Genomic DNA, 12,390 nt, shown 5'->3' with positions numbered 1-12,390 from the left:
CAAAAGCAGTTCACGCCCCGTCAGACGAAGCCGAATTCCCGGGCACCGAATTGTGGGCCCCTACAATCTGGCAGGATTGTCCCAACGCCGCTCGAGCGTGGATAGCAGCACGCAGCGCAATGGACACTGAATCTTCGCCCGGGTTACGCTTGGTCCGCGTCCCGGGGGAATCTGTATGCACGTGTTGGAATTTCTTGGTCTGAAGAGGCGTCGCATCCCGGTCATCGTGCGTCCGAAGGCACGTCTCGGCAATAGAATGCTTCAGTATATGTTCTGCACGGCCCTGGCCCACCGGATACCGGGCGCTGAGGTATTCAATGGGGACATGCCGGAATGGTCCATACCGGCCGGCCGTCCAGACGTGTCTCGAAACCGTACGCTCAGGGTCGAAGGCGGTCATGAATTCGACATTGACGCGATCGTGCGCGAATTCCACGAGGGCAGATACCGCGCCATAGAATGGTCCGGCTTCGCCTTTCGGATCGAGTATTACGATAGAGAGTGGGTTCAACCGCTCTTTGACGGAAGCGAAATAAGCGCGCCGCGATATGGAGACGATACGCTCGTCATCCACATTCGTGCAGAAGACATCCTCGACGGAAGCCATAAGAATTATTGGCCTCTGCCTTTTGCCTATTTCGATAAGCTGATCAATGAGACGGGTCTGAGGCCTGTATTCATCGGCCAGACGCACGACGACAATGAATATTGCCGGAGGCTTCGTGCGCGCTATGCGGGGGCGGAATTCTCGCCGCGCGCGTCACCTGTTTTTGATTTCGAAATTCTGAGGCGCGCGACGCACATCGCGACATCCGTAAGCTCGTTTGCGTGGCTTGGCTGCTGGCTCTCGTCGGCAAAGACCATCTATCTTCCGGTGGCCGGGCTCGCTGACCCTCGCCAGCGCCCCGATGTGGATGTTCTGCCGATCGGAGATCAACGCTACAAGTTCCATCTGTTCGACCTCGGCACTTGGCATGCTTCCGCCGATCAGTTCGCCTATCTGTTCGAAGGCGACGGCCGCTTCGAACCCATCACGCATGATCAAGCCGCGCAGCTGAAAAAGTCGCGTGCAGTCGCTTGAGCGACGAGACCTGCCCGATGCAGGAAATTTTCCTGCATCGAAGCGAGAACGTCGAGCGACCATTTGACCGCGACGATTGCCATCAAGTGGACGCTTCACGCACATCAGTCTTGACCGCCGGAGGCGAATACACGAGTCCCTTCGTCTCTCGCCAAGATGGAGAATACGAATCACATGAGCGATCTCTCGTTTGCCGCGATCAACAAACAGCTATCGCTCTCGCGCCGGATGTTTCTTGGAAGTTCGCTAGCAGCCGCTACGCTACCCGCGGTCGCGCGAGCACAAGAAGCAGCGCCAATTGGAAATCTAGAGCCTCGCCAGCTTCCGGCCCGCAGCTTGCCGGTGCCGACGACAGTAAGCAAGGAACTGCAAGCCGTCATTGCCGCTCCATATGCGCCCGAATGGAATGCACTCCCCGAGGATTCCGCAGCCTGGAAAGATCTTGCGGCCAAGAGCGCGGAAAGCGCGGCCCCGGCAATTGCGGCAATTCGCGAACATTTCGGCCTGACGGTCGAGAAGACAACGATGGCAGGCGTCCCTGTCTTCGTCATCACTCCGAAAGAGATCGCGCCGCGGAACCGCGACCGGCTTCTCGTTCACGTTCACGGCGGCGGCTACGTCCTCTTTCCGGGCGAAGCCGGAGCCGGTGAAGGCATGATGATGGCGGGCCACGGCAAATTCAAAGTCGTCTCGATCGATTACCGGATGGCGCCGGATTTTCCCTATCCCGCGGCGCTTGACGACGTGATGGCCGTGTGGCGCGTGTTGATGGCCGCCTACGACCCTCGCAAGATGGCGATCTTCGGAACCTCCGCCGGTGGAGCGCTGACTTTGTGCGCGACGCTCCGGGCAAAGGCCGAAGGCCTTGCGCTCCCCGGCGCCATCGGACCCGGCAGTCCTCTAGCCGATCTCACGTGGTCGGGAGATACGATCATGGCCAACGCGTTTGTCGATAACGCCCTGGTTTCGCGACGGAGCTGGGCTACCGGGGCAAGCGCCATCTATGCGGGAGAGCGCGATCTGCGCGATCCTATGCTGTCGCCGATCTTCGGTGACTTCAGCGGCTTCCCGCCTGCGATCCTGACATCGGGAACGCGCGACTTGTTTCTGAGCGATACGGTGCGCACGCATCGAAAGCTTCGCCAGGCTGACGTCGTCGCTGAGCTTCAGGTTTTTGAAGGCCAGAGCCACGCCCAATATCTGACCCCGTCATTGCCCGAGTCGGAAGAGGCGTTCGCCGAAATAGCGAAATTTTTCGAGACTCATCTCGCCTCCTGATATTCGGGGAAAGTCAAAAAAGAGATTGTGACCGGCTGAAATAAAACCGTCACGGTTTGCAATCGCCTTATATCGCTGTGATGCCCAGAATGAGCATATATATCTGGCGTTTTTCGTCGCATTTAATGCACGCAATTTTAAGCATACTGGATTCAAATACGATCCTGCCGGCGCTGAGACAATCGCAAATAAATCGCCAAGCGAGGATCATCTCCAATGTCATACATGCGCATTATGCTTGCAATTGTCCTGACAGGACTTGCATTCCCCGTCGAGGGGATTTCCGCTTTCGCTGAAGACGCTATGCCGTCGCCATCCGATGCCGCGTTTGCGCGTGAGCGCAACGCCGAAATCGATGCCTCGATTGCTCGCGTCGAAGCTCTGCAGATTGCTGAATTCGAACGCGCCCAGAAGGCCGAAAACGAAAAGGCGCTCACTGCATATGAGCAGGCAAAGTTCGAGCGCGAACGCAACGACGAGATCAACGCATCCTTGGCCGCGGTTGCAAACATGCGTGCTCGGGAAGAGCAGGAGGTAGCGGAAGCCGAATTCGAACGTCAGCAGAACGCCGAAGCCGACGCCTCGATGGCTCGCGTTGCGGCTATTCAGCAAGCGGAGTTCGAACGGGACCGCAATCGCGAAATTGATGCCGCCATGGCCGTCTGCGAGGACATCAAATTCGCGGCCGAACGCAATGCCGAGATCGAAGCGACATTGGCCGCAGTCGAGACGGCGCGCCGGGAAGCGGAATTCGCCGCCGCGCGAAATGCGGAAATCGAAATCTCGCTGTCCGGGGTCAAGTCTCGTCAGAGTTCCATGGTGACCGGTAGCATCGCGCGATAAGAATCGACGTTAGCCGCCTTCGCGAGCAAGCTTATCCGAGACCAACGCACCGTCGGGCCTTGACTGGCCCGATTGTCCGAAATCTCAAATTCCCATCATCGTCATGATGCGTTCCACAGCGAGCGTCGGCAGAAGCGTGCCGTCGCGAACGGATTGTTCGATCTTTGGAAGCTCCGCCGCGACGCTCGGATTAGCCCTCAAAGCGCCCATCAGCCGGTCTTCAAGCATATCGCGCATCCAGGACACGGCCTGAGATTGTCGGCGCGTTTCGAATTCGCCCGTCGCCGTCATCTTCTTCCGATGGTCGAGAACCTTTGCCCAGAGCTCCTTGAGCCCGCGGTTATCCCGTCCCGATACGGTCAACACGGGCGGAAACCACGTCGCGCCATGCGGCGTGAAAATCTGCAGCGCGTTTTTGTATTCGGCCGCCGCGCTTTCGGCGCGCCTGATGTTGTCGCCATCCGCCTTGTTGATGGCGATCATGTCGGCAAGCTCGATGATGCCTTTTTTGATGCCTTGCAAATCGTCGCCGCCGCCCGAAAGCAGAAGCACCAGAAAGAAATCCACCATATCGGCGACGGCAACCTCGGACTGACCGACGCCCACCGTCTCGACGATGACGACATCGAAGCCTGCCGCTTCGACCAGCGCCATGGTCTCGCGCGTACGCCGCGTCACGCCGCCGAGCGTGCCGGACGAAGGCGATGGCCGAATGAACGCATTCTTCTCCTGTGCCAGCGAACTCATGCGTGTCTTGTCGCCGAGGATCGAGCCGCCGGAGCGTTTGGAGGTCGGATCGATGGCGAGAACGGCGACCAGATGCCCTTCGGCGAGCAGGTTCATCCCGAGTTGATCGATCGTCGTCGACTTGCCGACGCCGGGAACGCCGGTGATGCCGAGCCGCACGGCGTTGCCGGTTTTGGGCAGCAGCTCCTGTAGCACTTGCTGGGCGAGGCGGCCGTGGGCAGGGTTTGAGCTTTCCACAAGCGTGATGGCGCGAGCCAGAAGCGCCCGGTCGCCGTTGGCGATCCCGGAGACATAGTCGGCGACGGAAATTTTGTGGGCTGGGAGGGCTGTAACGGCCATGGCTGCGAAGCTGAATCCTGTTCGTTCATCGGCGTAGACGATGGGCAGGAAAGACGCTTTCCCGCAAGCCGGGAATTCGACGCTCTTCCCCGTCACAATCTCATGCCATAGAGCCGGTTGCTTGGCGGCCTCAAGCTGCCTAGCTTGTGGCCGGGCCGCGTCCTAGGGGAGGGTAGCGTGATTTGGGTTGCTGAAGGCTGGCGTAGACCAGCTCGCCGGACGGGGTTGGGGCTGACGATACTCGCAGCCTGCGGATTGCTCGTAGCCTGTAGCGAAGCTCCGAAAATCGGCAAAGCCGTCGACCAGGAACAGCGTCCGGTCGCACAACAGTCGCCACCCTTTCCGACTGTCCAGCCGCCGGAAGCCAATGCGCCCGCAGCGCCGGAAGCGGCGCCGCCTCCCGAAGACGCCCAGAGGGACGCCTACAAAAAGGACGAGGCGTCGCCCGACTCTGGCTCGATGTTCGAGCAGGAAACAAACGGAGGGTCCGGTCGGAAAATTCCGTCCGTTATCGGGGAAGGGCGCATCGGCGCTGGTGCTCCTTCGCCCTCGGCGGAAGAACCCAAAGAATCGGAATCAGCGGCTGCGCCACCCACGGAGGTCGAGCCCAAAGCGGTCGGCGCTGCTCCGCCTCCGCTGCCGGAGCCGTCCGAGCCTTCCGGTGGCGCCGCGCCGCCCGAACCTCCAGCGGCTTCCGCTGAAGCACCAGCCCCTAAGCCCCGCGCGAGTTATGCGCAGCCCGCGCCATCGGCTGCCATGCCGCCGCCTCCGCCGGCTCCGGCTCCCGTTCTGCAGCCGCCCGTCGCGCCGACGGCCGCCGCGCGCGCGGCTATCGAAAGCGATCCTTCGAAGAAGTTCAAAGTCGTTCCGGTCTTCTATGGAACCGATCGCGCCATTGAGCCTGATCCGGCCCGCCTGCAATTCGGATCGGAGCGGGGGCACAAACTGCAGTTGGGGCGCGCGCTGATCTCAGTGCCTCTCAGCCATAAGGTGCCCCACATCGAGCGGCCGACGGTCTACGAGATCCCGTATTTCAAATACAAGATTTACGAAGAGAAAGAGGACCCGAACAAGCATTTCACGCTGCAGGAAATCAAGAGCCTCACCGAAGAGCAGATGCTCGCGCTCGTCAAAGAGCAGCTCGCGAAATCCTCCACGTTCAAGGATCACGCGTTCGTCTTCGTACACGGCTTCAACACGTCCTTCGACTGCGCCCTCTATCGGACCGCGCAGATCACCTACGACCTCGGCTTCGACGGTGTGCCGTTCGTCTACAGTTGGCCGTCTGGCGGCAAGGTCGCGAGCTATACCTATGATCGCGGCAGCGTCGAACAGGCAGAGCCGAGGCTCGCTGAATTTCTGACGATGGTCATTCAGAAGAGCGGCGCGAAATCCATCAGCCTCATCGCGCATTCGATGGGTAACGAGCTGTTGCTGCGTGTGCTGGAAAGGCTGAAGCCGAAAATTCCAAGCGGTGTGGTGATCAGCCAAGTCATTCTCGCGGCACCCGACGTCGACCGCGATAAGTTCAATATCATCGCCCGCGAGATTTCGAGCTTCGCCAAGGGCGTAACGCTCTACGCCGCATCCAACGATCGCGCGCTCGGTTATTCGGCGCGCTTCTGGGGCGGCGTTCCGCGCGCCGGCGATATTCCAAAAGACGGACCGTTGATCATTCCGGGCGTCGATACCATCGACGTAACGGCCGTTTCGACGGACGCGCTCGGCCTCAACCACTCGGGCTATGCGGAAAATCCCGCATTGCTCGACGACGTCAAAGCGCTCGTCTCATTGGGAATCCGGCCGCCGGACAAACGCCTGAAAAGCATTTTGGCGGTGGAGTCGGCGGCTGGAACCTTCTGGCGATTTCAGGCGACCAATTGAGGGCTCACCAACTGAGGCTCCGGTGACTGGGGCCTCAGTAACGGACGACCGGATAACTCGGTAAAAACAGCGGGCTCATCCCTGTCGGCGTTTATTGCCGATGGCGACCCTGTCCGATGGGTTATCGTCCCGTCCCGAGTGGTGTCTCCGCTCGGAAATCGTCATGCCGTAAAATAGCAGCGCCCCGAGGATTATGGGCGCCGCAATGACGGACAGCAGCAAAAGCAATTCGTTCAAATATTGGTCCACGGCCCAGATCTCCAGACCAGATCTCCGCACCCGGACAACAAAACCCAACAGAAACCCCAAAAGTTCCTGTCCGTGCGCTCGGCTCAGGGAAGCATCTGCTAGCGCGGCGGACGTCGAACACATCCGTCAAAACCGGGAACGCTGGCTGCGCGGCGGCGGTTACGAGCCCACAGGTCAAGCGACCAAAGGAGAGATCGATATGAGAGCAATTTTAGCAATCATCGCAATGGGCTTTGCATTGCCGGTGCTGGCCGCCGATGTCCCGAGGCAGACCAAGGACTTCGTATCCAATGCGACCGTCGGCAATAAATTTGAAATCGACACAAGCGAGCTCGCGTTGAAATACGGAAAGTCACCCGAGGTGCAAAACTTTGCGCATCAAATGATCACCGATCACACGAAGGCCGGTGAGGATCTGAAGAAGGCCCTGGAAGAGGCCAAGATAGAACCGCCCGAGAATGCACTCGATATGACGCACGAAGCTAAATATGCGAAGCTTCGCCTCTTCACGACCAAAAACGGCTTCGATTCCGCTTACGCACATGATCAGCTGAAAGCTCACGAGGATGCGGTTGCTAAGTTCAAGGATTATGCCGCGAACGGACCGACGCCTCAGGTGAAGGCTTTTGCCGTCGCATTGTTGCCAACACTCGAGCATCATCTGGCGATGGCCAAAGATCTCAATGAGAAGATGCGCTCACACATGTAGCGGTGAGGAGATTTTTAAGAGCACCTAAAAGTGCCGAATTAAAAAAGGCCCCGAAGTGGGAAGCTTCGGGGCCAAGACAATATCATCTAATGAATGTACGGGAGCGTACAATAGGAAAACCCTAAAACAACAGCTCCGATTCGGCAATCGCCGACACCGATCGGAGCGACGATACGCACGCGATTTAGCGGCAATTTTGGCCGGTTTTCTCTGATTTCAACATTCAACGTTTTTGCGCATATTCCGCGCGTGCAGTGAAGCAGCTTTTCACTGCCGAAGCGCGAAGCGATCCGCATGCGCCGCCATCATCGCGATCGATCCGATCTGCTCGTCTCGTAGGAAACGCCAGGTGGCACGTGGGAGCAAGCAGAGCCAATCTCGAAGCCGGAAGCAATTTCGCCTTCTTGTGTGATTGAGTGAATGCCCGCTAGTACGTGGGAGGATCGCAATCATGAGATAGGCATGCCGTGAGTAAGCTTGACGACGTCGTCAAAGAAGTCGCTGACGAGATGCGGCGCATGCCCGAACGGGGAGAGGTCGCAACCTACATTCCCGAATTGGCGCGCGTTGACCCCAAAGCTTTCGGCATCGCCGTTATCGACGCCGAAGGAAACGTCGCGGTTGGAGGCGACGCAGATACGCCGTTTTCCATTCAAAGTATCTCGAAGGTGTTCACGCTGACGCTTGCTTTAGGGAAGGTCGGCGACAGGCTTTGGAAGCGGGTCGGCCGCGAACCGTCAGGAAGCCCCTTCAACTCGATCGTCCAGCTCGAAAACGAGAAGGGCATTCCGCGAAACCCCTTTATCAATGCCGGCGCGATCGCCGTGACCGATCTGATCCTCTCCGGCCATTTGCCGCGTGAGGCTCTGGGCGAAATTCTGAGGTTCATGCAGTTCCTGGCCGACGATTCGACCATAACAATCGATCAGCAGGTGGCCGCCTCCGAGCAGCGGACCGGCTTCCGCAACGCCGCGCTCGCCAATTACATGAAGTCTTTCGGGCACCTCGATAACCCCGTCGATTTCACGCTCGGGGTCTACTTCCACCACTGCGCTATAGCGATGTCTTGCAGACAATTGGCCATGGCCGGACGCTTTCTTGCACAATTTGGCAGCAATCCGTCCACGGGACACGCAGTTGTGCAGCCTGAGAGGGCGCGTCGGATTAACGCTCTCATGCTGACCTGCGGCCATTACGACGGATCGGGCGAATTCGCCTACCGCGTGGGCCTGCCGGGCAAGAGCGGAGTGGGCGGCGGTATCCTGGCGGTTGCTCCCGGCAAGGCCTCAATTGCCGTCTGGTCGCCCGGATTGGATACGACAGGCAACTCGCGACTGGGGCAAATTGCACTCGAGCATCTTACCCACCGGATGGGCTGGTCGATCTTCGGTGCATGAGGATTAGGGGACGGACCGGCGCGACGCATTGCGCTTCGAAGCGTCCGAATTTTCTCGCGCGCATGTTCTTTCGGTGCGGCCGAATTTGCGAAAACCGTGAGGACGGAAGTGGCCAGAATATAAACCGTTTTTGTAACGGGGCGGCAATCATCGCCCGCCGCGCGGGGAAGAGCCAAAAAAGCCTTTCCCGCGGTATCGATCAGTGTCTGCAGTCGATGGAATTCACGTTACGCATGACGCCTACGAACTTCGAGCTTCAGCTCCAACGCACCAGTTCGGCGTCTTCTTCGATGGCCGCCTCGTGATACCAGCAGCTCCCGAACTCGACGTGTCTCGCAAGGCGCGAGGGCACGATTGCGGAAGCTTTCTTGACGAGCCGCTCTCCATGCAGGGACGCACGTCCGCCTCGCGGGAATTGGTAGATCTTTGCCGTTTGTCGATACTGTATCTCGGTCATTCTTGTCTCTCCGCGCCTCACCGGCCGCACGGCGCAACCGGTTCGGCATCCATTTTCGCCTGATTATGCTGATGCCTCAATAAAAATCAGCAGTTGCACATATTATGGGCATGCTTGGTTTTGCGTCTTTGGATAGCATCCGTGCCGTGGTGAACGCGCTTTGCAACCGTCGTGTTCCGCCACATCTCGCCAGGCTTCGTAATGAACCTGCATCACATGAGGGAGAATGAATGCTGACCGACGTGGCTCAGGTTGAGAGCAAGAGACTCTACCCCGGGCGAGCGTTCGCAAGCGTCTCTCGATCGACCGTTGCTGCCTGCTGGCAGCTTCAGGGCGGCCCCTCGGTTGAAGCAGCTTCTCGCGCATTCGCGGCGCGCCCCGCCGTTTCGGGCGCCCGCGGCCAAGCGTGCCGGCGGCCGCGCACGCAGTAGGGAATTCTCAGACGTCAAACTTAGGGAGCACTAAAGAATGACGAAGTATAAGCTCGAGTACATCTGGCTCGATGGTTACACGCCGGTTCCGAACCTGCGTGGCAAGACGCAGATCAAGGAATTCAGCGCATTCCCCGATCTCGCTGATCTGCCGCTCTGGGGCTTCGATGGCAGCTCGACCTTGCAGGCCGAGGGTCACAGCTCCGACTGCGTTCTGAAGCCCGTCGCTCACTATCCCGATCCGGCTCGCACCAATGGCGTACTCGTCATGTGCGAAGTCATGATGCCGGATGGCAAGACGCCCCACGTTTCGAACAAGCGCGCAACCATTCTCGATGATACCGGCGCCTGGTTCGGCTTCGAGCAGGAATACTTCTTCTACAAGAATGGCCGTCCGCTCGGCTTCCCTGAGGCCGGCTATCCCGCGCCGCAGGGCCCCTACTACACGGGCGTCGGCTACAAGAACGTCGGTGAGATCGCTCGCCAGATCGTCGAAGAGCATCTCGACCTCTGCCTCGCTGCCGGCATCAACCACGAAGGCATCAACGCCGAAGTCGCGAAGGGCCAGTGGGAATTCCAGATTTTCGGCAAGGGCTCCAAGAAGGCAGCCGACGAAATGTGGATCGCGCGTTACCTGCTGCTCCGCCTCACGGAGAAGTATGGCATCGACATCGAGTTCCACTGCAAGCCGCTCGGCGACACCGACTGGAACGGCTCGGGCATGCACGCCAACTTCTCGACCGAGTACATGCGCACGGTCGGCGGCAAGGAATACTTCGAGGCGCTGATGAAGGAGTTCGACAAGAACATCCAGGAGCACATCGCGGTTTACGGTCCGGACAACCACATGCGCCTGACCGGCAAGCACGAGACGGCTCCGTGGAACAAGTTCAGCTACGGCGTTGCTGATCGCGGTGCATCGATCCGCGTGCCGCACTCGTTCGTCAACAACGGCTACAAGGGCTACCTCGAGGATCGCCGTCCGAACTCGCAGGGCGACCCATACCAGATCGCTTCGCAGATCCTGAAGACGATCTCCGCGGTGCCGGCTGGCGCTGTCGCAAAGGCCGCCTAAGACTCTCAATCACGGCGCCGGCTCACCAGTCGGCGCCGTGACTCTATCTGGATCGGCTCGGCCGATAAGCACGCTCGCATTTTGCGTCCGGCTAGACGGCGCAGTCCCTATTGGATCGCCGCTGACCTCTTGAGAAGCACCGCTTTTCTGGCGCGTGATGACGCTCTCTGGTGCTTGGCTTTTCGCGAAACAGATCTGAGCGAACTCTTCTGCGGCTCCGGCGGTGTAACGTCTGCAACGAGCTGAAGAGTGGTTTTCGGCTTCAGTAGGACAACCTTGTAGCCTCCCGCCTTGAGCTTCGCGAGCAGCCCGGGCACCGCGTCAGCTGTCCATTTGTGAATGTCGTGCATCAGGACGATGCCGCGACCGCGCGCCTTGAGGCCCGCCATAACCCTCGCGATGACAGGTGCGGAGCTACGCATGCGCCAGTCGGATGAATCGATGTCGACAGCAAACTGCGCGATGTTTCGGCTCTTGAAGTAGTCCTCGGCGAGCTTGCTGCTCGAAAGATAGGGATAGCGGAAAAACGGTGCGACCGGCTGAGGACTAAACTTTTGCACGGTGTCGAACGTCGCTTCGACCTCATGGGTGACTTCAGGCAACGCAAGTCGCGCAAGATTGGGATGAGACCAAGTGTGCGTGCCGATCGTATGTCCCTGGTCAGCAACTTCTTTGACGATCTCCGGATGCACGGCCACCATTTCGCCGACCATGAAGAAGACCGCCTTGGTGCATTCCTTCGCGAGGGCGGCGAGAATTGCACGCGTATCCTTGGGCGAAGGGCCGTCGTCAAATGTGAGAACGACCTCGCCCTGAGCCAGAAAATTCGGATCGCCATGAGGTGCGCCGATCCACGGGCCGCCGGTCGTGTCGACCTCGATCGTTCTTGAAACGCCGAGCGTGCCGGCGGGGCACGCATCATCCGCGTATGCGGGAGACAATCTGGTGACGCCGACCACTATGATAGCTACGGCGGCAGTGCCTAAAATCCATTGTGGTCGCATGCGACATCCAACTTGAGAAAAGCCCCCGGCAACCATCGATGCAGATAACGACACGCGCTCAACAGGAGCAGCGGCCACAGTACGATCGTGCGTAGGCGGCTGACAACGCCGGCCAACTAGGCAAAATCCCGCGAACCTGCGGGCACGCGCTCTCGTAGCAACGGTGAACGAATATAACAACTTGACCTCGCGGTCAGCCAGCTTGGAGGCACGCGTACCTCAAAAATCGGTATACCTCCGGCACGTATGCAACATCTTCAAATTTTGCTTGCGATTTCACGAGTGTGCCAGCGCGCTTTGCACATTGCGATTGGTCGCTTCACCACGACACGATGTCTGTTCTCGCGATTTCAAGATGGAATTTTCTCAAAAGCGCAGGGCAACGGTCGCCAGGCGGCTCCGCATGTCGACAGTTAACAACGATGTGGAAGCGCCGGCTATTTCGGAAGTGGCTTCGATTCCGGTGGCGATCCGTGCGCGGAATGATCCTGCGCCGCGTGATTCTCGACCCCCTCCATCCTGGCAGGAGTCTTCATGATGAACGCAATCGTAAAGCCACCGAGAACCAGCACGGCGATCAGCGTCGACAAGATAAGAACGCGAAAATTTGTCTTTCGCGAACTGCCCTGTCTAACTTCTGTTGGGGTCTTCCGCGCCATTCCTCGATCAACCAAAGAAATATGCCAGCGCGATCAGAATGACCGCGACGTGAGCCACGAAAAGCATCACTCCACGGAGAAAGCCGCGATAGGTGTCGATGTGGTTTTCGAATTCTTGCGCATCAGGCGCATATGGCTGCTTCTCTATAGCCGCATGCTCGATGCCTTCCTCTTGAAGCATTTCCAGCGAGGTTGGATCGCGGGTAATAGCCATAGTTGCCTCCAAGATTTGGAAGG

Annotated in this window: 11 protein-coding genes; 7 read left to right on the top strand and 4 right to left on the bottom strand. The window is 58.9% G+C overall.

Features of this window, described 5'->3' with window-relative positions:
- The first annotated feature begins 181 nt into the window (after positions 1 to 181).
- The 3 genes from BM399_RS11645 to BM399_RS11635 all read left to right on the top strand — a co-directional run bounded on the left by BM399_RS11645 (position 182) and on the right by BM399_RS11635 (position 3,202).
- Complete coding sequence (locus tag BM399_RS11645; RefSeq protein ID WP_143117813.1) at positions 182 to 1,081, top strand: O-fucosyltransferase family protein; 900 nt, start codon at positions 182 to 184, stop codon at positions 1,079 to 1,081.
- 174 nt (positions 1,082 to 1,255) lie between these two features.
- Positions 1,256 to 2,359: an alpha/beta hydrolase gene (locus BM399_RS11640; protein WP_092868196.1), complete on the top strand. Its 1,104-nt coding sequence runs from the start codon at positions 1,256 to 1,258 to the stop codon at positions 2,357 to 2,359.
- Positions 2,360 to 2,575: 216 nt separating this feature from the next.
- The gene (locus BM399_RS11635) at positions 2,576 to 3,202 is read left to right on the top strand and encodes a hypothetical protein (protein ID WP_143117812.1); all 627 of its coding nucleotides are present in this window, start codon (positions 2,576 to 2,578) and stop codon (positions 3,200 to 3,202) included.
- Between the two features lie 84 nt (positions 3,203 to 3,286).
- Here the strand turns inward: BM399_RS11635 and meaB are convergent, their stop codons facing one another.
- The gene (gene meaB / locus BM399_RS11630) at positions 3,287 to 4,288 is read right to left on the bottom strand and encodes a methylmalonyl Co-A mutase-associated GTPase MeaB (protein WP_092868195.1); all 1,002 of its coding nucleotides are present in this window, start codon (positions 4,286 to 4,288) and stop codon (positions 3,287 to 3,289) included.
- A gap of 177 nt (positions 4,289 to 4,465) precedes the next feature.
- On the opposite strand from meaB, the gene BM399_RS11625 reads away from it, so the two are divergent.
- The 3 genes from BM399_RS11625 to BM399_RS11610 all read left to right on the top strand — a co-directional run bounded on the left by BM399_RS11625 (position 4,466) and on the right by BM399_RS11610 (position 8,527).
- Positions 4,466 to 6,172, top strand: coding sequence for an alpha/beta hydrolase (locus tag BM399_RS11625; RefSeq protein WP_092867852.1), 1,707 nt, complete (start codon positions 4,466 to 4,468; stop codon positions 6,170 to 6,172).
- Between the two features lie 193 nt (positions 6,173 to 6,365).
- Positions 6,366 to 7,130 carry a DUF4142 domain-containing protein gene (locus BM399_RS11620; protein ID WP_092867851.1) on the top strand — a complete coding sequence of 255 codons (765 nt, stop codon included), beginning with the start codon at positions 6,366 to 6,368 and terminating at the stop codon, positions 7,128 to 7,130.
- A gap of 467 nt (positions 7,131 to 7,597) precedes the next feature.
- On the top strand, positions 7,598 to 8,527 hold the full coding sequence (locus BM399_RS11610) for a glutaminase (RefSeq protein ID WP_092867849.1): 930 nt from the start codon (positions 7,598 to 7,600) through the stop codon (positions 8,525 to 8,527).
- A gap of 256 nt (positions 8,528 to 8,783) precedes the next feature.
- On the opposite strand, the gene BM399_RS11605 is transcribed toward BM399_RS11610, so the two are convergent.
- Complete coding sequence (locus BM399_RS11605) at positions 8,784 to 8,984, bottom strand: DUF2735 domain-containing protein (RefSeq protein WP_092867848.1); 201 nt, start codon at positions 8,982 to 8,984, stop codon at positions 8,784 to 8,786.
- A 468-nt stretch (positions 8,985 to 9,452) separates the two neighbouring features.
- On the opposite strand from BM399_RS11605, the gene BM399_RS11595 reads away from it, so the two are divergent.
- Positions 9,453 to 10,490 (top strand): glutamine synthetase beta-grasp domain-containing protein, encoded by a 1,038-nt coding sequence (locus BM399_RS11595; RefSeq protein ID WP_092867846.1) that lies wholly within the window; start codon positions 9,453 to 9,455, stop codon positions 10,488 to 10,490.
- A 107-nt stretch (positions 10,491 to 10,597) separates the two neighbouring features.
- Here BM399_RS11595 and BM399_RS11590 read toward each other — a convergent pair whose 3' ends face one another.
- A complete protein-coding gene (locus tag BM399_RS11590; protein ID WP_244531199.1) occupies positions 10,598 to 11,431 on the bottom strand; it encodes a polysaccharide deacetylase family protein in 834 nt (277 codons plus the stop codon).
- Positions 11,432 to 12,160: 729 nt separating this feature from the next.
- Positions 12,161 to 12,367 (bottom strand): aa3-type cytochrome c oxidase subunit IV, encoded by a 207-nt coding sequence (locus tag BM399_RS11580; RefSeq protein ID WP_092867843.1) that lies wholly within the window; start codon positions 12,365 to 12,367, stop codon positions 12,161 to 12,163.
- Between the last annotated feature and the right edge of the window lie 23 nt (positions 12,368 to 12,390).

Source organism: Hyphomicrobium facile (genome assembly GCF_900116175.1).
Classification (GTDB): Bacteria; Pseudomonadota; Alphaproteobacteria; order Rhizobiales; family Hyphomicrobiaceae; genus Hyphomicrobium_B; species Hyphomicrobium_B facile.
The sequence above is the reverse complement of the archived record's forward strand: the minus strand, read 5'-3'. Positions and strand labels throughout refer to the sequence as shown.

Excerpts from the sequence above, each read along its gene's own strand:
- meaB (WP_092868195.1), bottom strand. The coding sequence starts at position 4,288 with ATGGCCGTTACAGCCCTCCCAGCCCACAAAATTTCCGTCGCCGACTAT.
- BM399_RS11605 (WP_092867848.1), bottom strand. The coding sequence starts at position 8,984 with ATGACCGAGATACAGTATCGACAAACGGCAAAGATCTACCAATTCCCG.
- BM399_RS11595 (WP_092867846.1), top strand. The coding sequence starts at position 9,453 with ATGACGAAGTATAAGCTCGAGTACATCTGGCTCGATGGTTACACGCCG.
- BM399_RS11620 (WP_092867851.1), top strand. The coding sequence starts at position 6,366 with ATGGGCGCCGCAATGACGGACAGCAGCAAAAGCAATTCGTTCAAATAT.
- BM399_RS11580 (WP_092867843.1), bottom strand. The coding sequence starts at position 12,367 with ATGGCTATTACCCGCGATCCAACCTCGCTGGAAATGCTTCAAGAGGAA.
- BM399_RS11635 (WP_143117812.1), top strand. The coding sequence starts at position 2,576 with ATGTCATACATGCGCATTATGCTTGCAATTGTCCTGACAGGACTTGCA.
- BM399_RS11640 (WP_092868196.1), top strand. The coding sequence starts at position 1,256 with ATGAGCGATCTCTCGTTTGCCGCGATCAACAAACAGCTATCGCTCTCG.